This is a genomic window from Kitasatospora sp. NPDC056076, assembly GCF_042266305.1.
Classification (GTDB): Bacteria; Actinomycetota; Actinomycetes; order Streptomycetales; family Streptomycetaceae; genus Kitasatospora.
In genome coordinates this window covers 1-19,169 of the sequence record NZ_JBHJWG010000080.1, presented here as the reverse complement: position 1 = coordinate 19,169, position 19,169 = coordinate 1, and the positions used below count along the sequence as shown (strand labels likewise).

16 protein-coding genes and 1 tRNA gene are annotated in these 19,169 nt (G+C 74.2%); 10 read left to right on the top strand and 7 right to left on the bottom strand.

Annotated elements, in window-relative coordinates; translation table 11 throughout:
- Positions 1-187: 187 nt before the first annotated feature.
- Both ACFC1T_RS36850 and ACFC1T_RS36845 read right to left on the bottom strand, forming a co-directional pair.
- Positions 188-1,627: a Cys-Gln thioester bond-forming surface protein gene (locus tag ACFC1T_RS36850; protein WP_375896715.1), complete on the bottom strand. Its 1,440-nt coding sequence runs from the start codon at positions 1,625-1,627 to the stop codon at positions 188-190.
- A 355-nt stretch (positions 1,628-1,982) separates the two neighbouring features.
- The gene (locus ACFC1T_RS36845) at positions 1,983-2,567 is read right to left on the bottom strand and encodes a single-stranded DNA-binding protein (RefSeq protein WP_375896713.1); all 585 of its coding nucleotides are present in this window, start codon (positions 2,565-2,567) and stop codon (positions 1,983-1,985) included.
- 645 nt (positions 2,568-3,212) lie between these two features.
- On the opposite strand from ACFC1T_RS36845, the gene ACFC1T_RS36840 reads away from it, so the two are divergent.
- Positions 3,213-3,288 (top strand) — tRNA-Arg (locus tag ACFC1T_RS36840).
- Positions 3,289-3,637: 349 nt separating this feature from the next.
- Here ACFC1T_RS36840 and ACFC1T_RS36835 read toward each other — a convergent pair.
- Positions 3,638-4,249, bottom strand: coding sequence for a TetR/AcrR family transcriptional regulator (locus tag ACFC1T_RS36835; RefSeq protein ID WP_375896711.1), 612 nt, complete (start codon positions 4,247-4,249; stop codon positions 3,638-3,640).
- A gap of 135 nt (positions 4,250-4,384) precedes the next feature.
- On the opposite strand from ACFC1T_RS36835, the gene ACFC1T_RS36830 reads away from it, so the two are divergent.
- Positions 4,385-4,936 carry a GNAT family N-acetyltransferase gene (locus ACFC1T_RS36830; protein ID WP_375896709.1) on the top strand — a complete coding sequence of 184 codons (552 nt, stop codon included), beginning with the start codon at positions 4,385-4,387 and terminating at the stop codon, positions 4,934-4,936.
- 155 nt (positions 4,937-5,091) lie between these two features.
- Here ACFC1T_RS36830 and ACFC1T_RS36825 read toward each other — a convergent pair whose 3' ends face one another.
- Positions 5,092-6,633, bottom strand: coding sequence for an MFS transporter (locus ACFC1T_RS36825; protein ID WP_375896718.1), 1,542 nt, complete (start codon positions 6,631-6,633; stop codon positions 5,092-5,094).
- 235 nt (positions 6,634-6,868) lie between these two features.
- Here ACFC1T_RS36825 and ACFC1T_RS36820 point away from each other — a divergent pair, with 235 nt between their 5' ends.
- From ACFC1T_RS36820 to ACFC1T_RS36810, 3 genes are all read left to right on the top strand, one after another.
- On the top strand, positions 6,869-7,579 hold the full coding sequence (locus ACFC1T_RS36820; protein ID WP_375896707.1) for a TetR family transcriptional regulator: 711 nt from the start codon (positions 6,869-6,871) through the stop codon (positions 7,577-7,579).
- 37 nt (positions 7,580-7,616) lie between these two features.
- A complete protein-coding gene (locus tag ACFC1T_RS36815; protein ID WP_375896706.1) occupies positions 7,617-8,426 on the top strand; it encodes an enoyl-CoA hydratase/isomerase family protein in 810 nt (269 codons plus the stop codon).
- A gap of 112 nt (positions 8,427-8,538) precedes the next feature.
- The gene (locus ACFC1T_RS36810) at positions 8,539-9,141 is read left to right on the top strand and encodes a hypothetical protein (protein ID WP_375896703.1); all 603 of its coding nucleotides are present in this window, start codon (positions 8,539-8,541) and stop codon (positions 9,139-9,141) included.
- A 61-nt stretch (positions 9,142-9,202) separates the two neighbouring features.
- On the opposite strand, the gene ACFC1T_RS36805 is transcribed toward ACFC1T_RS36810, so the two are convergent.
- Positions 9,203-10,429 carry an acyl-CoA dehydrogenase family protein gene (locus tag ACFC1T_RS36805; protein WP_375896700.1) on the bottom strand — a complete coding sequence of 409 codons (1,227 nt, stop codon included), beginning with the start codon at positions 10,427-10,429 and terminating at the stop codon, positions 9,203-9,205.
- 195 nt (positions 10,430-10,624) lie between these two features.
- Here ACFC1T_RS36805 and ACFC1T_RS36800 point away from each other — a divergent pair, with 195 nt between their 5' ends.
- Together ACFC1T_RS36800 and ACFC1T_RS36795 are read left to right on the top strand one after the other, a co-directional pair.
- The gene (locus ACFC1T_RS36800; protein ID WP_375896697.1) at positions 10,625-11,266 is read left to right on the top strand and encodes a TetR family transcriptional regulator; all 642 of its coding nucleotides are present in this window, start codon (positions 10,625-10,627) and stop codon (positions 11,264-11,266) included.
- Between the two features lie 140 nt (positions 11,267-11,406).
- Positions 11,407-12,879, top strand: a complete 1,473-nt coding sequence (locus tag ACFC1T_RS36795; RefSeq protein WP_375896695.1) for a glycoside hydrolase family 5 protein — start codon at positions 11,407-11,409, stop codon at positions 12,877-12,879.
- A 68-nt stretch (positions 12,880-12,947) separates the two neighbouring features.
- Here the strand turns inward: ACFC1T_RS36795 and ACFC1T_RS36790 are convergent, their stop codons facing one another.
- Complete coding sequence (locus ACFC1T_RS36790; protein ID WP_375896694.1) at positions 12,948-14,972, bottom strand: M3 family metallopeptidase; 2,025 nt, start codon at positions 14,970-14,972, stop codon at positions 12,948-12,950.
- 196 nt (positions 14,973-15,168) lie between these two features.
- Between ACFC1T_RS36790 and ACFC1T_RS36785 the strand changes: the two genes are divergently transcribed.
- The gene (locus tag ACFC1T_RS36785) at positions 15,169-16,881 is read left to right on the top strand and encodes a bifunctional 3'-5' exonuclease/DNA polymerase (protein ID WP_375896691.1); all 1,713 of its coding nucleotides are present in this window, start codon (positions 15,169-15,171) and stop codon (positions 16,879-16,881) included.
- A gap of 6 nt (positions 16,882-16,887) precedes the next feature.
- Here the strand turns inward: ACFC1T_RS36785 and dhaM are convergent, their stop codons facing one another.
- Positions 16,888-17,280: a dihydroxyacetone kinase phosphoryl donor subunit DhaM gene (gene dhaM, locus ACFC1T_RS36780; protein ID WP_375896688.1), complete on the bottom strand. Its 393-nt coding sequence runs from the start codon at positions 17,278-17,280 to the stop codon at positions 16,888-16,890.
- Positions 17,281-17,427: 147 nt separating this feature from the next.
- On the opposite strand from dhaM, the gene dhaK reads away from it, so the two are divergent.
- A complete protein-coding gene (dhaK, locus tag ACFC1T_RS36775; protein ID WP_375896685.1) occupies positions 17,428-18,423 on the top strand; it encodes a dihydroxyacetone kinase subunit DhaK in 996 nt (331 codons plus the stop codon).
- A gap of 11 nt (positions 18,424-18,434) precedes the next feature.
- On the top strand, positions 18,435-19,061 hold the full coding sequence (gene dhaL / locus ACFC1T_RS36770) for a dihydroxyacetone kinase subunit DhaL (protein WP_375896684.1): 627 nt from the start codon (positions 18,435-18,437) through the stop codon (positions 19,059-19,061).
- The last annotated feature ends 108 nt before the right edge of the window (positions 19,062-19,169 follow it).

Below are 19,169 nucleotides of genomic sequence, written 5' to 3'. Positions count from 1 at the left end.
GGCCGGGCGCGGGCCGGGCGCGGGCCGGGCGCGGGCCGGGCGCGGGCCGGGCGCGGGCCGGGAAACGCGACGGCCCGGCTCCCCGCAGCTGGTGCGGGGAGCCGGGCCGGGCTCCGCTCGTTCGGGGCCCCGGGAGGTCAGCGCCTCCCGGAGCACCGCTCAGGCGGTTCGGACCGTTTCAGACGGTTCAGGCGGTGGTGCGACCGTGACGGCCACGGCGGCGCAGGACGAAGACCGCGGCGCCACCGGCCACGACCAGGCCACCGGCGACGGCGGCGAGGATCGGGGTGGAGTCATTGGCACCGGTCTGGGCCAGGCCACCGGTGCCCGGGGCGGCGCTGGTGGTCGACGGGGCCGGGTGGGCGGCACCGGAGCTCGGGGTGCCCGAGGGGGTGCCCGAGGGGGTGGCGGTGGTGGTGCCGGTGCCGGTCGGGGTGGTCGGGGCACCGGTCGGGGTCACGCCGGTCTTGCAGTCGAGGACCCCGGTGAACTTCTTGGAGTAGCCGTTCGGGCCGGTGACGGTGATGTCGTACTTGGTCTTCTCGGCGACCTTGACCAGCACGGTCTCGGTCTTGCCGGGCTGCACGGTGACCTTCTGGCCCGGCTGCACGGTCACCTCGGCCGGCTGGTCGCCGGTGTTGGTGACGGAGACGCGCACGCCGCCGTTGGCGCACTCCTCCTTGGCGGAGCTGTCGACGATCGCGCCCTGGCCCTGCTTCCAGGTGGCCTGGCCCGCGGCCGCGACGCTGAGCTTCTTGGAGCCGGCCAGGATCATGGTCTGGCTGTGGTTGCCCTGGTCGTCCAGGCCGCTCATGAAGACCCGGCCGCTGAGGACGGTGGTGTCGGCGGTGGCCTTGAGCACGGCCTTGCCGTCCGGGGTGCCGCCGGGGACGTCCAGGAACAGCTGGGTGTCCTTGGCGACCGGGCCGGCCAGCGTGCCGTTGACCGGCTTGCCGTCCTTGTCCAGCACCTTGATCTTGTCGGCGGCGTCGCCGGAGACGGCGAGCTTGACCTCGTTGGCGCTGGTGTTCAGCACGAACGGGCCGAGCTTGGCGCCGGACTTGCCGGAGACGGAGTCCGGGGTGAGGGTCAGCGAGGGCTTCGGCTCGGCCGCGACGCCCTTGTTGGCGTCACCCGTCAGGTAGTCGCGCAGCTTCTTGGCGTGCTCGTTGCGCGGGGTCGCGGTCTTGTTGTCCGAGAACTTCCAGATCGCGGACTGGGTGCCCGCGGCGGCGTCCTTCTCCGAGAGCTCGGTGTCGCCGATCGCCTTGCGCAGGGCGTCGATCGGCACCTGCGGGTACGAGTTCTCCAGGATCCAGCGGATCTTGGGGGCGTTCGCGTTGCCGTTGAGGGAGCTCGCGGACCAGTCGGCCTCGTGGTACTTGGCCTTGCTGTCCAGGTACACCGGGTTGTCGAAGTCGATGCAGTAGGTCTGCAGCAGCTCGCCGGAGGCCGTCTTGAGGGTGAACAGGCCCGCGTCGACGCTGTCCTTGCCCTGGACGTCGACCCGCTCGCCGAACATGTCCGGCTGGACGATCGCGGTCACGCCCGACGCGGGGGCGTCAGCCGCGACCGCCGCACCGGCCGCGAACAGTCCTCCGCCCAGCCCGATGCTGGTCGTGAGCATGACAGTGGTTATGCGGGACAGACTCCGCCCCTGCCGCTTGAACATCTGGGATCCCTCCGGAGCGGGCTTGCACCGAGTGGGCAGCCCGCCGACTTGCCGTGCCGCGCGTGCCCCCTGTGGCACTGCTGCGGGTGTGAACCAAGTGAATCCTATTGAGCCCCGGAGGCCCCGAAACCCCCATGCGAAATCAGGACGATTCCGTATCTGGATCGTTATCAACCCTCTCAGGTTCCACACAAGCTGACGTACCGACAGAATCTTTGCGCGACTTTCCGTTATCCGGACGAGATTGCGCGTGCGGGCGCAACGACGTTCTCGATCAACATATTTGTCGACAGGGAAGGTCACCGACCGGTCAGCCCAGCAGCGCCCGGTCTTCACCTCCCCGCTCCCCCTCGGACACCTCGCCCTGCTGCCCCGTCACCGCCCGCGCACCCGGCGGCGGCTCCGGCCGAGCGGGCACCGAGGCCAGCGCCGAAGCCCGGCGCGACTCCAGTGCGTCGACGATCCACCCCGGCACCGGCTCGCCCGCAGGCTTCGCGCTGGGCGGTTCCGCCGCGCCCGGCGGCTGCCCGCGCACACCCGCCGCCCAACGGAACGCCGTGGTACCCCGGGTGAGGTCGTGTCCGATCGACCGGGCGTCGATCTCGACCCGACTGTGCTTCACCTCCCCTTCCGTCCACTCCCGCACCCGCAGCCGACCCGTCACCAGCACCGGCTCGCCCTTGGCCAGCGAGCCGATCAGGTTCACCGCGAGCGCCCGCCAGGCCGTCACCCTCAGCCACTGCGTCCCGCCGTCCGCCCAGCAGGCGCGCTCGCGGTCGTACCGCCGCTCGGTGCAGCCGAGGAGGAAGTCCGCCATCGGCACCCCGCCGGCGGTTTCCCCGTAGCGCACCTCGGTCGCGACATTGCCGAGCACCGTCACCTGAACCTCGTTCACAGCGCACTCCCCGTTCTCGCCGACGCACCGTACGGAATCGAGCGGTGCGAGTTCAGAGTGCGTCCCGGAAGAAATCACGACCACCCGGTTCCGAAATCCTGTGGACAACTAGTAGGCCGATCGGCAGGGTGAAAAACGGCCGTCACTCACAGGGGTGAATTTCGGCCTTCGCACACCGCTCGGGTACCATCTCTTCGCGGTCATGACAACAAACGGCCAGATCGCGGCCACCCCCGCAGCACGGCGGAACACCCGGGCCGGGCCGTCCGCGCACGTCATCACGCCGGAGCGAGCCGAATAGGACCCCCCACCCGCACCGGCGGCGGGACATTCTCCGTGTCGAATCCATAACGGGTGGGGAGGCAGCCCCGTAACGACTGCACAACGTCCGGCCCGGAACTGTCCCAGACCGCTGCACACACGGTCTCCACCTGCGATTATCGGACCGCTCCACCGAACCGACACACCAACGACGGTGTCGTCGCACCCGGCCGAGGAACTGGACACCCTTATCCTGTCCCCGACAGGGCGAGGGCCCACCAACCCCCACCCCCACCCTCAGGTACGGGGCCGGACAACGTGCGCGCCCAGCGCTCGTCGCCCGATCCCGGCCACGGTCACGCCCGCCAGGGCGCCGTCCGTCCCGCCCCCATAGCTCAGCGGATAGAGCACCCGCCTTCTAAGCGGTAGGTCGCAGGTTCGAATCCTGCTGGGGGCGCCACCCTGCGAATTTCCGCAGGCCATCGCGCCCGTGAGTACTTTCCGTGGCCGTTTATCACCTCCGGGTAATCCAGCACCCACCGCGCATAACCCGTGACAATGCGTGTCATGACCGCCGCGAAAGCCGGTCGGGCGGAAAACCGGAATTCCGGGCGAATCCCCCACCCTTGAACGAAACAGCCGCCCGAACGGCCGACCGGCGAAATCCGACAAAAGCCGGACAGAGGCGCCCGGGACGCCTCACCCCGGGGCCGGAACCCGGCTCGCGACCGAACTGCGGCCGCACCGCGGCGGGCCCGCGGCCGAACTGCCGCAGGCCCGCGGTCGAAGTCCCGTCGCCCGGGAGGGGACTAACCGACCAGCCCCGTCAGATAGGCGTCGAGCAGCGCGATCTGCCGCTGCGCCGGGAACTCCGCCGGGGCGAACAGCGACTGCACCACCAGCCCCAGCACGAAGGCCTGCGCGCCCGCCGCGAGCCCGGCGGGATCGGCGCCGGCCGGGAGCTCGCCGAGCCGCTGGGCGTCCGCCACGTGCCCCGTGAGCGCCACCCGTGACCGGGCGTAGCGCCCCGCGTGCGCGGCCGCCAGTTCCGGGTCCGCCAGGGCGACGTCCCAGGAGCTGACCCAGATCCGGTTGCCGGACTCGGTGGCCTCGTCCAGCGGCAGCACGTCGAGCAGTGCGGCCCGCAGGCGGGCCAGCCCCTCGGGCGGCGGCGGGGTGCCGTCGGCGGGCGCCAGCCGGCGGGGCCGGGCGGCGGAGCGGCGGTCGAGCTCCTCCAGGGCGTGGCTCAGCAGCGCCCGCTTGTTCGGGAAGTAGTGCGTCAACAGCCCGGTGGAGGCACCCAGTTCCGCCGCCACCGCGCGCAGGGTCAGCCCCTCGAAGCCCTTGGCGGAGAGCACCCGCCACACCCCCTCGGAGACTTCCGAACGGCGGGCGTCATGGTCTCCACGGGCTGGCGTCATGGGGGCTATCGTACATACCAAACGTTTGTTATGAATGATCCGAACGCCCACCCCACTCCCTCCTCCACTCGCGCCCCACCCCCTCCCCCACTCCCGCCGCGCGCACCCCGTCGCACCACCCCGAGAGGCCCGCCCGTGTATTCCGTCCCGCTCGCCGAGAACGCCGAACTGCGCCCGCTGGAGCCCTGGCAGGCCCCCGAGTTCCTGGCCCACATCGACCGCGCCCGCGCCCACACCGACCCGTGGATCCCGTGGGCCACCCGCACCACCGACCTGGACTCGGCCCGCGCCACCCTGCAGCGCTACGCCGACGGCCAGGCCGCCGACTCCAGCCGGATCTACGGCATCTGGCGCGACGGCACGCTGGTCGGCGGCGTGATGTTCGTGCACTTCGACACCCGGAGCGGCAACTGCGAGATCGGCGCCTGGACCGAGCCGGCCGGCGAGGGCGGCGGGCTGATCACCGCCGCCGTCCGCCGGCTGCTCGACTACGCCTTCACCACCCGCGGCCTGCACCGCGCCGAGTGGTGGTGCTCGGCCGCCAACGCCCGCAGCCGGGCGGTGGCCCAGCGGGTCGGGATGCAGCGGGAGGGCGTGCTGCGGGAGTGGTTCCTGCACAACGGCGTCCGCCACGACAAGGAGATCTGGGCGGTCCTGGCCTCGGAGCACACCGCCACCGGGGCCTGACGACCCGCCGCCCCCTCCTCGGCGTACTCCTCGGCGCCCTCCTCGGCGCCGACACGGGAAAGCGGAGCGGGGCCCGGTGGACACCCCCGTGGGTCCACCGAGCCCCGCTCCGCCGTCCTCCCCCGCCCGGCTCCGCCAGGCCCCGGCGGCCCCGCTCAGGCCGCCAGCACCGGTCCCTCGGCCGCCGCGGGAGCCTCCGCGGCCCCAGCGGCCCCAGCGGCCCCAGCGGCCCCAGCGGCCCCTGCGGCCTCCAGCGCCGCCGGCTCCGCCGTGCGCAGCCGCAGCGCCAGCAGCAGCACCAGGACCATCACCCCGCCCGCCGACAGGAAGACCACGTCCACGGCGTCCGTGAAGCTCCGCAGCGCGTGCTCCCGGGCCGCGCCGGTCATCGTGCGCACCGCGGAGAGGGAGCGCCCGGGCTCGGCGGCCTCGAACACCCGGGTCAGCACCGTGCCGAAGAGCGCCGCACCGAGCGCGTTGCCGAGGGTCTGGAAGAACCGGACGCCGGTGGTGGCGACGCCGAGCTGCTCGCGCGGGGCGGTGTCCTGCACCATGGTGATCAGCTGCCCGATCAGCTGCCCGAACCCGGCGCCCAGCAGGGCGAGTTCGGTGCCCACCGCCCACAGCGGGGTGTCCGGGCCGCTGAGCCCGAGCAGGGCCAGGGCGAGCACCGAGACGCCCGAGCCGACGATCAGGAAGGTGCGCGGCTGGTGGCCGCGGGCGATCAGCCGGGTGGCGAGCAGGCCGACGCCGGTCATCCCGGCGGCCATCGGCATCAGGTAGAGGCTGGCCGTGGTCGGGGCGATCCCCCGGGCGATCTGCAGGTAGATCATCACGTAGACGATCGCGCCCATCATGCCCATCCCGACCAGGCCCTGGACCGCGAAGCCGATCCGCACCACCGGGATCCGGAACAGCGAGAGCGGGAGCACCGGCTCGGCGGCGGTGGCCTGGCGCCACAGGAAGAGGCCGAGCGAGGCGAGGGTGGCGGCGGAGAGCCCGAGGATCACCGGGGAGGTCCAGGCGTAGTCCTTGCCGCCCCACTCGGTGACCAGCAGCAGCCCGGTGGCGAAGGCGGCGGCCAGGGTGGCGCCGAGGAAGTCCAGTCCGCGCCGGCCGAGGTCGCGCGGCAGCTTGATCACCAGGGCGACGCCGACCAGCACGAGCAGGCCGAGCGGCACGTTGAAGTAGAAGATCCAGCGCCAGCCGAGGTGGTCGGTGAACAGCGCCCCGACCAGCGGGCCGACCGCCATACCGAGCCCGGCGACGATGCCGCCCATCGCGCCGCCCTTGCCGCCCTTGCGCTCCTCCGGGTCCTGGAGCTGGGCCATCACCACCATGGTCACGCTCATCAGCCCGCCGCCGCCGATGCCCTGGACGGCCCGGAAGGCGATCAGCTCGCTCATCGACTGCGCGGCGCCGCAGAGCACCGAGCCGAACAGGAAGGTGCCGACCGCGCCGAGCAGCACCCGCTTGGCGCCGTACACGTCGCAGAGCCTGCCGTAGAGCGGGAGCAGCGCGGTGGCCGCCAGCGAGAAGGCGCTGACCAGCCAGGGCAGCCGGTCGACGCCGTGGACCGGGTCGAGGTCGCGGACGATCGGCACGGTGGCCGCCGAGACGATGTTGGCGTCGAGCACGGCCAGCACGATCGTCACCAGGCAGAGCAGCATGCCGAGTTGGCGCTGGGCGGTGGTCATCAGGGTGGATCCGGCCCGGCCGGGTGCGGGCGGGGCAGCGGGTGTGTGCGGGGCAGCGGGTGCCATCGGGAAGTCCCCCCGGGGTGTGTGGAGTCGGCCCCGACCGGTGCGGTCCGGCGGGCTCGGCACCACCATGGCAGGAGTTTTGGACTGGGTCAATTCTTCATCCAGACCAATCTTTCATCCCGACACATCTTTCTGCTCGGTCTAGCTTTGATCCTGGTACAGTCTTCGCATGGCGACCCACCACGGCTTGGACCTCGGCCCCGACCGCGACCTCGACGCCCTCCCGCTGCGCGAGCGCAAGAAGATCCAGACCGGCGTCCGGATCTTCCGCGCGGCCATCGGCCTGTTCATCGAACGGGGCTTCGACCAGGTCTCGGTGGCCGAGATCGCGGCCGCCGCCGAGGTCTCCAAGATGACCGTGTTCAACTACTTCCCGACCAAGGAGGACCTGGTCCTCGGGCCGATGGAGCAGCACCTCGACGAGCCCGCCCGGGTGGTGCGCGACCGCGCCCCGGGCACCTCGGCGGTGACGGCGCTGCGCGAACACTTCCTCGCCGCCCTGGAGCGCCGGGACCCGGCCACCGGCCTGAGCGACGACCCGGTGGTGCTGGACGTGATCCGGCTGATCCACGCCACCCCGGCGCTGGCCCTGCGCGCCACCGCGGCCTTCGACCGGCGCGCCCAGAGCCTGCTCGCCGACGAGCTGCGCGACCAGGACCCGGCCCACGACGAGCTGACCGCCCGGGTCGCCGCCGCCCAGCTGCTCGCCGTCCGGCTCACCCTGATCACCGGCAACCACCTGCGGATGCTGGCCGGCGAGCGCGCCGCGGACGCCCTGCCCGGCGCCCTCGACGAGGCCCGGCGCGCCTTCGCCGCGGTCGAGCACGGCCTCGGCACGTACTGCGCCGGACCGGCCCGGGGGAGCGCGGACCCGGCCTGAGAGAGTGGGCGCACCACGACCGACGCCGGAGGTGCGCATGGACCAGCCGCTGCTCACGCGGGACCGCTCCGCCCTGCCCGCCCGGGCCGAGGGCCTGAACGCGTACGTCGGCGAGGACGGCGTCGCCGTCCTGGAGTTCGCCCGCCCGCACCGCCGCAACGCGGTGACCCTGGAGATCTGGCGGGCGCTGCCCGAGGTGCTGGACCGGCTCGCCGAGCGGCCGGGCGTCCGGGCCCTGCTGCTGACCGGCGCCGGGAACACCTTCAGCGCCGGCGCGGACATCACCGAACTCGCCGAGGTGTACGGCGATCCGCAGCGCGCGGACGCCTACCACGCGGTCAACGTGGCCGCCGAGGAGGCACTCGCGGCCTTCCCGCACCCGACCCTCGCCGTGGTGCACGGCGCCTGCGTGGGCGGCGGCTGCCAACTGGCCGTCGCCTGCGACCTGCGCTTCGTCGCCGAGGACGCCCGACTGGGGATCACCCCGGCCAAGCTCGGCGTGGTCTACCCGGCGGTGCCGACCCTGCGGCTGGCCCGGCTGGTGGGGCCGGCCCGGGCCAAGTACCTGCTGTTCTCCGGCGAGTTGGTGCGCGGCCGGGACGCACTGCCGCTGGGCCTCGCCGAACGGGTCCTGCCGGACGTCGAACTGGACGCCGCGGCACTGGAGTTCGCCCGGCTGCTGACCACCCGCTCGCCCCAGACGATCGGCGCGGTGAAGGCCGCGCTGGCCGTCCCGGCGGAGCGGGCGGCCGAGGCGCTGGAGCCCTGGGAGCGGCGCTCGCGGAAGGCCCCGGACGTGCACGAGGGGCTGGCCGCGTTCCTGGCGGGCCGCCCGGCGCGGTTCTGAGCAACGGCCCCGCGGGCCCTCCGGACGGACGGCGGCACCGCCGGCTCACGTACGATCGTGCGACCGGCGCCGAGCCGCCGACCGCCCTTCCCCACCCGGAGCACGCACCCCGATGACCACCGAGGCCACGGCCGCCCCCACCAGCCGGACGACCTGGGCCCGCCGGGTCACCGACGGCGTCGAGCCGAAGAACGTGATCATCGCGGTCTGCCTGCTGATCGGCGGCCTGCGCTACGGCTGGTCCGGTCTCGGCTGGGCCGCCTTCGCCGCACTGTTCGCGGCCGTCATCCCGACCCTGTTCATCCAGCGCGGCATCCGCAAGGGCACCCTGGAGGACCGCCACGTCGGCCACCGGCAGCGCCGGCTGACCGTCATCCCGTTCATCATGGGCTCGGTCGCCGTCAGCTTCGCGGTGATGATCCTGGCGCACGCCCCGCGCGACCTCACCGCGATGGTGGCGGCGATGTTCGCCTCGCTGGTGCCGATCCTGGTGATCACCGTCTGGTGGAAGGTCTCCGTGCACACCGCCGTGGCGGCCGGCGCGGTGGCCTGCCTCGGCATCGCGCTCGGCCCGCTGTGGCTGCTGCTCTACCCGCTGGTCGCGGTGATCGGCTGGTCCCGGGTGGTGCTGCGGGACCACACCACCGCACAGACGATCGTCGGCGCGGTGGTCGGCTCCCTCGCCGCCGGGCTGACCTTCTGGCTGGCCCGGTAGTCCCGACCCGGCAGCCCGGTCCGGCAGCCAGGTCCCGCACCGGGTCGCGGCCCAACCCCGGCTAGCGGATCGGCATCCCCGAGACCGCCCGGGCGATCACCAGCCGCTGGATCTCGCTGGTCCCCTCGAAGATCGAGTAGATCGCGCTGTCCCGGTGCATCCGCTCCACCGGGTACTCCCGGGTGAAGCCGTTGCCGCCGAGGATCTGCATCGCCTGCGCGGTGACGAACTTGGCCGTCTCGCCCGCGTACAGCTTGGACATCGAGCCCTCGGCGGCGGTGAACGGCTGGTTGTTGGCGGCCATCCAGGACGCCCGCCAGACCAGCAGCCGGGCCGCGTCGATCCGGGTCCGCATGTCGGCGAGCTGGAAGGCCACGCCCTGGTTGTCGATGATCGGGCGGCCGAACTGCTCCCGGGTCTTCGCGTAGTCCAGCGCGACCTCGTACGCGGCCCGGGCGATGCCGATCGCCTGCGCCCCGACGGCCGGGCGGGACGCCTCGAAGGTGGCCATCGCCGCGTTGCCCCGGCCGCCCGTCCGCTTGACGCCCTCCCGGGCCCGGGCCAGCCGCTCGTCCAGCTTCTCCTTGCCGCCGAGCAGGCAGCTGCCGGGCACCCGGACGCCGTCCAGCACCACCTCGGCGGTGTGCGAGGCGCGGATGCCGTGCTTCTTGAACTTCTGGCCCTGGCTCAGCCCGGGGGTGCCCGGCGGGACGACGAAGGAGGCCTGCCCCTTGGCGCCGAGACCGGGGTCGACGGTGGCGACCACCACGTGCACGGCGGCGATCCCGCCGTTGGTGGCCCAGGTCTTGGTGCCGTTGAGCACCCACTCGTCCTTGGCCCCGTCGTACACGGCCCGGGTGCGCAGCGCGGAGACGTCCGAGCCGGCGTCCGGTTCGGAGGAGCAGAAGGCGGCCACCTTGACGTCGTCGGGGGTGCCGAACATCTGCGGGGTCCAGGTGCCGATCTGCTCGTCGGTGCCGTTGGCGAGCACCGCGACGGCGGCCAGCGTGGTGCCGACGATGGCCAGCCCGATGCCCGCGTCGCCCCAGAACAGCTCCTCCATGGCGATCGGGATGCCGACGCCGGAGGGGTCGAAGTACTGCTGGGCGTAGAAGTCCAGCGAGTAGATGCCCAGCTTGGCGGCCTCCTGGATGACCGGCCAGGGGGTCTCCTCGCGCTCGTCCCACTCGGCCGCGGCGGGGCGGATCACGTCGGCGGCGAAGCCGTGCAGCCAGTCGCGTACGGCGAGCTGGTCCGCGCCCGGGTCCAGCGAGAACGTGCTGCTCATGAGGGAGCCTCCGCAGAAGGGGTGACGACGCAGGGATGGCGGTGCAGGGATGGCGGTGCAGGAGTCACGACGCGGGGATCACGGCCGCCGGGTGCGACCCACCGGGGTGTTACCCCGGGTAACATCGTCGGAGTCTGCTACTGATTGGTAACCGGTGTCAACGCCCAGGCCACCCAGAATCCCGAGGAGCAGCGCATGTCCCGAGAGCCCCGCCGCGAGCAGCTGCTCAACGCCGCCGACCGGGTCATCCAGCGCGAGGGGCCGAGCGCCAGCATGAACGCCATCGCCGCCGAGGCCGGCATCACCAAGCCGATCCTCTACCGCCACTTCGGCGACCGGACCGGCCTGATCAGGGCCCTGACCGAGCGCCACACCGGCGGCCTGCTGGCCGCCGTCCGGGCCGCCCTGGCCGAGCCGCTGGAACGCCGCGACCGGGTCGAACACGTCCTGGACACCTACCTCGCCGGGATCGAGGCCCGCCCCCAGGTCTACCGACTGCTCACCCACCCCGAGCCCGGCGACCCCAGCGGCGCGGGCAACGCCCTCGCCCCCGCGCTGCGGCAGATCGCCGAGGAGATCACCCGCGCCGTGCAGAACCAGGTCGACCTCGGCGCCGACCGCGACCTGCTCGCCGAGGCCTGGGGCCGGGGCATCACCGGCATGGTGCTGGCCGCCGGCGACTGGTGGCTGGAGACCAGACCCTGCTCGCGCACCCGCATGGTGCAGGCCCTGGCCGACCTGCTCTGGGGCCGGCTCGCCGCCGCCGCGGACCTGCCCACCGCCGTCCTACCCACCGCCGTCCTGCCGCCCGCCCCCGCCGAACCGAACGGCGACTGAACTCCCCCTCCGCGCACGACCCTTACCCCGACCCGGCCGCACCGGGCCACCGCACCGACCCCGTCCGCGCACGACCCTTGTGCCGGCCCGGGGAGCACGGGCATCATCGGGCCCCCACCCCCCGCCGTGCGAGGTCCCCGATGCGCCTGTGCCGCACCGCCGTCGCCCTGCTGCTCGCCGCCACCGCCACCCTCGGCGCCGCCGCCCCGGCCGCCGCCCACGGCGGCCCCCCGACCCGCCTCCCCAGCCACTTCCCCACCGGAACGGCCACCGGCCCGGACGGCCGCACCGCCCTCACCGACGACCGGGGCCGCCGCCTCCAGCTGCGCGGCGTCAACCTCGACAAGTACGCCGAGGCCACCCCGGCCGACCTCGACTCCGTCGCCGCCCAGGGCTTCACCCTGGTACGGCTGCCGGTCTCCTGGACCAGGCTGGAGCCCGAACGCGGCCGCCTCGACCCCACCGAACTGCACCGGATCCAGGCACTCCTCGACCGGGCCGACCGCCTGGGCCTGCTCGTCCTGGTCGACTTCCACCAGGACGTCTACGGGCCGCGGTTCGGCGGCGGCACCAACGGCATCCCGCGCTGGGCCACCCGCGACGACGGCCTGCCCTTCACCCCCGACCCGAAGGACTGGTTCGCCGGCTACTTCCAGCCCGCCGTCCAGGCCGCCTTCCGCCACCTCTACGACGACCCCGACCTGCGCGCCTGGCAGGCCGACTTCTACACCAGGCTCGCCCGCGAACTGCGCGGCCACCGCTCCCTGTTGGGCTACGACCTGTTCAACGAGCCGTTCGGCCCGGTGGACGGCGACCCGACCGACCCGGCCGTGCTCGCCGCCGCCTCCGCCGCCCTGGAACAGGGCCGGCTCGCCGACATGTACCGCCGCCTGATCGCCGCCGTCCGCCGGGCGGACTCCCGCGCCTGGCTGTTCGTCGAACCGACCGTCCTGGTCGGCCAGGGCGTGCCCACCGCCCTCCCCGGCTTCACCGACCCCCGACCCGGCGCGCCCCGGCTCGGCTACGCCCCGCACTTCTACGACACCGCGGTGGAGAACGGCGCCGACTGGAACCCCGCCGACGGCTTCGTCGAGCAGTACGCCGCCGCGATCACCGGCTACCCGGCCGCCCACCACCTGCCCGTGCTGGTCGGCGAGTGGGGCCCGCCCGACTCCCGCACCCCCGGCAACACCCTGCTGGTCCGCCGCCAGGTCGCCGCGATGGACGGCTTCGCCGAGGGCTGGACGATGTGGTACTGGTGCCGGGGCACCGGCGGCTACTGCGCCCTCGACCCGGCCGGCCACCCGGCGCCCGGCGACGGCCCCGCCTTCGGCCCGTACCCGGCGGCCGTCCCCGGCACCGACGTCCGGACCGCCACCGGGGGCGACGCGGGCACCGCCACCGTCCGCTGGACGGCCGACGGCAGCGGCCGCACCGGCGAACTCGTCCTGCCGCCCGCCGCGTTCCCGCGCGGCGCCCGGGTCGCCGTCTCCCCCGCCGGCGCCCGGGTCGAGGTCGATCAGCCCGCGGACGGCCGCGCGGGAACCGTACGGATCCGGCTCCCGCACGCCCGCCCGGGCACGCCCGTGACGGTAACCCTCACCCCGCGCTGACCGGCCCGGACCGCCGACCAGCCCAGACCGTCGACCAGCCCAGACCGTCGACCAGCCCGTCCCGCCGACTAGCCCAGACCGCGGCGCTCCAGCAGCGGCGCGGTCTCCGGCGCCCGGCCGACCACCGCGCGGAAGGACTCCAGCGGGTCCCGGCCGAACCCGCGCGCCAGCAGCTCGCGCCGGAACAGCTCGCCGCTGTCCCGCACCGACCGCCCGTTGGTCTCGAACCACCGCACGGTGTCGGCGTCCAGCACCTCCGACCAGATGTACGCGTAGTACCCGGCGCTGTAGCCGCTGGAGAAGATGTGCTGGAAGTACGGCGTGCGGTAGCGCGGCGGGATCGCCGCCACCGCGAGACCGGCCTCCGCCAGCACCCGCGCCTCGAACTCCTGGGCGTCCTCGACCCGGTGGCCCTGCGGCAGGGTGTGCCAGGCCCAGTCCAGCAGCGTCGCCGCGAGGTACTCCACCGTCCGGAAGCCCTCCCCGAACCGTTCGGCCGCGGTCATCCGCTCGACCAGCTCGGCCGGCAGCGGCTCCCCGGTGGCGTGGTGGCGGGCGTAGTTGGCCAGCACCTCGGGCCGGACCATCCACATCTCGTTGACCTGCGAGGGGAACTCCACGAAGTCCCGCGGCACCGCGGTGCCCGCGAACAGCGGGTAGCGCACGTCCGAGAACAGCCCGTGCAGCGCGTGCCCGAACTCGTGGAACAGGGTGCGCACCTCGTCCCAGCTCAGCAGCGCCGGCTCGCCCGGCGCCGGGCGCGGGACGTTGAGGGTGTTCAGCACCACCGGCCGCCGCCCGGTCAGCCCGGACTGGCCCACCAGCTCGTCCATCCACGCGCCGCCGCGCTTGGACGCCCGCGCGTGGAAGTCCCCGATGAACAGGCCCAGCGCGGTGCCGTCCTCCTCGAACACCTCGAAGACCCGGGCGTCCGGGTGGTGCGCCGTCAGCTCCGGCCGCTCGGTGAAGGTGATCCCGTACGCGAGCCCCGCGGCGAAGAACACGCCGTCCACCAGCACCCGCTCCAGCTCGAAGTACGGGCGCAGCGCGGCGGTGTCCACCTGGTAGGAGGCCTGCCGCACCTTCTCCGAGTAGTACGCCCAGTCGTGCGCGGCGATCTCCTCGACGCCGTCCGCGGCCGCCACCGCGGCCAGCTCGGCGGCCTCCCGGCGGGCGTTCGCCACGGCCGGCTCCACCAGCCGGGCGAGCAGCCCGGACACCGCCTCGACCGTCCCGGCCGTCTCGTCCGCGACGACGTGGGCGGCGTGGTTCGGGAAGCCCAGCAGCGCGGCCCGCTCGGCGCGCAGCCCCGCCATCCGGATCGCCAGCGGCCCGTTCTCCGCGCCGGCCCGGGCGAGCGAGGCGGCCAGCAGCCGCTCGCGCACCGACCGGTCGGCCAGCTGGGCCAGCTCGGGCTGGGTGGAGGTGCTCTTCAGGCTGAGCACGTACCGGCCCTCGTGGCCGAGCACCCGGGCGTTCTCGGCGGCCCCGGCGATCGCCCCCTCGGACAGCCCGGCCAGCTCCTCGGCGGTGTCCACGACCAGCGCGGCGGCGCGGGTGGCGGCGTTCACGTTCTGCTGGAACGTCGTCCCCAGCGCGGCGAGTTCGGCGTTCAGCTCGCGCAGCCGGTCCTGCTCGGCCGAGCCCAGCCGGGCGCCGGAGCGGACGAACGCGGTGTACCAGCGCTCCAGCAGCCGCAGCGACTCCGGGTCCAGCCCCAGGGCGGCCCGGTCCCCGTGCAGCGCCTCGATCCGGGCGAACAGCCGCCGGTCCAGGTGGATCGCGTCGTGGTGGGCCGCGAGCAGCGGGCTGACCTTCGCCTCCACCTCCTCCAGCAGCTCGGTGGTGTCGGAGGAGGACTGGTTGCGGAACACCCGGTCCACCCGGTCCAGCAGCTCACCGGAGCGCTCCAGGGCCACCAGGGTGTTCTCGAAGGTCGGCTCGGACCGGTCGTCGGTGATCGCCGCGATCTCGGCCAGCTGCTCGGCCGTTCCGCGCTCGTACGCGGGCAGGTAGTGCTCCTCCCGGATCTCGGCGTAGGGAGGCAGTTCGTAGACCAGGGGGCTGGCCGCGAAGAACGGGTTCTCGGTCATTCCGCCGACCCTACGCGGTGTCACCCCGCGTGCCCATACACCCCAGGTCATCGTTGTCAGACCCACCCGTTAACGTCGACCGCGCGGACCCCCGGTCCGCACACCCGCGCCCCACCCGTACACCCGCCCCGCACCCCCGCACCCCCGGCCCCCCGCAGCACCGCCAGAAGGCGCCCCAGGAGAGGAGACACCCGCCGTGGCCCCCAGAACGGCCCTCGTGCCCGATCAGCACGGCCCCGGCGGCCGCCTCCAGCCGCTCGACGACACCGGCCGGCCGCTCGGCCCGCCGGAGGCCGTCCGCGACCTCGCCGCGGCCGTCGCCGCCCTGGAGTCCGCCGACCGCCCGCGCTGGGTCTGGGCCGCCGCCGACTCCGGGTACGCCCCGCTGCTGCCCCGACTGCCCGACCGGCTCGCCCGCTGCCACGACCTCCGGCTGGTCGAGGCGCTGCTGCTGGCCCACGAGGGCCGCTTCGGCGCGCCCCGCTCGCTCGGCGCCGCCTGGTCCCGGCTGCACGGCCTGCCCGTCCCGGACGACCTGCCCGAACCCGGCCTGTCCGACGCGGACGACGGCCAGGACACCCTGTTCGCCCCCGACCGGCTGCAACTGCCGCCCGGCGCCGACCCACTGGCCGCCGTGGTGGCCGTGCACGCCGAACAGCAGCGGCGGATCGCCGCCGTCACCGACCCGGCCGCCCGGCAGCGCTTCCGGCTGCTGGTCGCCGCCGAGTCCGCCGGCGCCCTGGTGGCCGCCGAGATCGCCCACGACGGCCTGCCCTGGCGCTCCGACGTCCACGACCGGCTGCTCACCGACCTGCTCGGCCCCCGCCCCGCCGTCCCCGGCACCCAGCCCCGGGTGCTCGCCGACCTCGCCGTCGAACTCCAACAGGCCCTCGGCGCCAAACCGTTCAACCCCGACTCGCACACCCAGGTGCTGCGCGCCTTCGCCGAGGCCGGCATCCAGCTGACCTCCACCCGCTCCTGGGAGCTCAAGCGCATCGACCACCCCGCCGCCCGACTCCTCATCCGCTACAAGGAACTGGCCCGGATCCACGTCGCCCACGGCTGGGCCTGGCAGGACGCCTGGGCCCGCGGCGGCCGCTTCCGGCCCGAGTACGTGGTCGGCGGCGTGGTCTCCGGCCGCTGGGCCAGCCGCGGCGGCGGCGCCCTGCAGATCCCGCGCATCCTGCGCCGCGCCGTGGTCGCCGACCCGGGCTGGCTGCTGGTGGTCGCCGACGCCGCCCAGCTGGAGCCACGGGTGCTCGCCGCGCTCTCCCAGGACGCCGGGCTGGCCCGCACCGCGGCCGGCGGCGACCTCTACGAGTCGCTCGCCGCCCAGGCCTTCCAGGGCGACCGCGACAAGGCCAAGCTCGGCCTGCTCGGCGCCATGTACGGGCAGACCAGCGGCGACATCGGCCCGCTGCTGAACACCCTGCGCCGGCGCTACCCGGCCGCGATGGGCTACGTCGAGGCGGCGGCCCGCACCGGTGAGGACGGCGGCGTGGTCACCTCCCGGCTCGGCCGGGTCTGCCCGCCGGCCTCCGCCGCCTTCCTCGACCTCACCGAGGCCGACGCCGGCGGCGAGACCGGCGGCCGCACCGCCCGCGCCCGCGGCCGCTTCACCCGCAACTTCGTCATCCAGGCCAGCGCCGCCGACTGGGCGCTCGCCCTGCTGGCGGCGCTGCGCCGGCGGCTGGGCGAACTGCCCGTGCCCGGCCCGGCGGACCGCCCGCACCTGGTGTTCTTCCAGCACGACGAGGTGATCGTGCACACCCCGGCCAACCTGGCCGAGCAGGTGGCCGCCGCCGTCGCCGAGTCCGCCGACGAGGCCCGCCGGCTGGTCTTCGGCGACACCCCGGTGCGCTTCCCGCTCAGCACCGCGGTGGTGGACTGCTACGCCGACGCCAAGTGAGCGCCGCTACACCTTGCGGAAGGAACGCGCCTCCTCCGCGGCCGCGACCACCTCGGCCAGCCCCGCCCCGGTCGAGGCGGTGACGACGGCGGCCACCGCGCCCTCCACGAACGGCGCGTCCACCAGCCGCACCCCCGGCCGCGGCTCGTCCTCCAGCACGGTCACCGCGGTCAGCACCGAACTGCCGAGGTCCGGCAGCACCACCACCCCGGCCCCGCCGTCCGCCTCCACGACCGCCCCGGCGATCAGCTCGTAGCTGGTGCCGAGCCCGCCGTCCTCCGTCCCGGCCGCGACCACCACCCGCACACCGTCCGGGGCGAGTTCACCGAGCAACTCGCGCAGCCCCTCGGCCAACTTGGCACTGTGCGACACCAGAACGATTCCCACCCGTCCACTCATGCGCCCGACCCTAGGCCCCGCCCCACTGCTCCGGAAGGGTGAGCGGAACCGCGCGTGTCGCACCCCGTGCCCCCACCCCCCATCCGGCGTAGCGTCGGCCCCAGGCTGTTGCGTCCGCACCGCGGTCACCCAAGGGAGCGAAGAACGTTGAAGAAACTGATCAACACCCCGGAGAGCGTCCTGGAGGACGCCCTGGCCGGAGTCGCCGCCGCCCACCCCGAGCTGGCGGTGGACATCCCCAACCGGGTGATCACCCGGGCCGCCCGCCCGGCCGGCCCCAAGGTCGCGTTGATCTCCGGCGGCGGCTCCGGCCACGAGCCGCTGCACGGCGGCTTCGTCGGTCCCGGCATGCTCGACGCCGCCTGCCCCGGCGAGGTGTTCACCTCCCCCGTCCCGGACCAGATGCTGGCCGCCGCGAAGGCCGTGGAGAACGGCTGCGGCGTCGTCTTCGTCGTCAAGAACTACACCGGCGACGTGATGAACTTCGAGCTCGCCGCCGAACTCGCCGCCGAGGAGGGCCTGGAGGTCCGCACCGTCCTGGTCGACGACGACGTCGCGGTCGAGGACTCCACCTGGACGGCCGGCCGCCGCGGCACCGGCGCGACCGTCCTGGTCGAAAAGACCACGGGCGCCCTCGCCGAACGCGGCGCCCCGCTCGACGAGGTCGCCGCCCTCGGCGAGCGCGTCAACGCCGTCTCCCGCTCCTTCGCGATCGCGCTCACCGCCGCCACCGTCCCGGCCGCCGGCAAGCCCGGCTTCGACCTGCCCGAGGACGAGATCGAGGTCGGCGTCGGCATCCACGGCGAGCCCGGCCGCCGCCGCGAGAAGCTCCGCCCCGCCCGCGAACTGGCCGCCGAGGTGGTCGAGACCATCCTCGCCGACCACCACCTGACCCCGGGCGACGAGGTGATCGCCCTGCTCAACGGCCTGGGCGCGACCCCACTCCTGGAGCTGTACGTGGTCTACGGCGAGGTGGCCGCCCGGCTCGCCGACCGCGGCATCACGGTGGCCCGCAGCCTGGTCGGCAACTACGTCACCAGCCTCGACATGGCGGGCTTCTCCCTCACCCTCACCAAGGCCGACGCCCAGCTGCTGGACCTCTGGGACGCCCCGGTCGACACCCCCGCCCTCAAGCGCGCCTGAACGGAGCCGGCATGGACTTCGACACCCCCCTCGCCGAGGCCTGGATCCGCGCGATCGCCACGGCCGTCGAACAGCAGCAGACCCTCCTCACCGACCTCGACTCGGCGATCGGCGACGGCGACCACGGCAGCAACCTCCGCCGCGGCTTCGCCGCCGCCCTCACCGCCCTGGACGACCTCCGGCCGGACGGCCCCGGCGCCGTCCTCACCAAGACCGGCACCACCCTGATCTCCAAGGTCGGCGGCGCCTCCGGCCCCCTCTACGGCAAGGCCTTCCGCGCCATCGGCGCCGCCCTCCCCGGCCCCGCCGACCCGGCCACCCTCGCCGAGGCCCTGGCCGCCGGCCTGGACGCCATCCGCGCCCTCGGCAAGGCCGACCCCGGCGACAAGACCATCGTCGACGCCTGGACCCCCGCCGTAGCCGCCCTCCGCACCGCAGCCGCCACCGGCGCCGACCTCCCCGAAGCCACCGCAGCCGCCGCCGAAGCCGCCGAACAGGGCGCCCGCGCCACCACCCCCCTCCGCGCCCGCAAGGGCCGCGCCTCCTACCTCGGCGACCGCAGCACCGGCCACCAGGACCCCGGCGCCACCTCCACCGCCCTCCTCTTCCGCACCCTCGCCCAAACCACCGCCCCCTGACACCCCACCCCGCCCCCGGTGGGCGCGCGGGCAACGCACGCGCGCCCACCACCCCCACCTCCCCCACCACCCCCCCAAGGCGAGAGGGACGCGCTGCGGGAGGGGGCG